At 40.2% G+C, this 246-nt stretch carries 1 protein-coding gene; it reads right to left on the reverse strand.

Annotation, left to right across the window (positions count from 1 at the left end):
* Positions 1-246 (reverse strand): hypothetical protein (locus tag SAY88_RS25480; RefSeq protein WP_332635230.1); only part of this gene is annotated, 246 nt, incomplete at both ends.

Consider the following 246-nt stretch of genomic DNA (forward strand, 5'->3'; position numbering starts at 1 on the left):
GTTGGTTTTCTTGTTCACATAGCCAAAGACATCCCTGAAGATACATTCGTCAACACACTCTGCGATCTGGAATTCTTCTGCCTCAGTGTTAGCTTTCTTTCCCTTGGTATTATTTTCAACACATTTCTTTCCCAATTCTTCGCGTGATTTATCTTCTTTGATTTCTTCAGTAGGTTTTGGCTCTTTACAACAAACTGGAACTTGGTCTGGAGTCAATGTGCATTCATCTTCAGTAAGGGCCAGTAC

The sequence above is a fragment of the Halalkalibacter flavus genome, assembly GCF_036663575.1.
GTDB lineage: Bacteria > Bacillota > Bacilli > Bacillales > Bacillaceae_D > Halalkalibacter > Halalkalibacter flavus.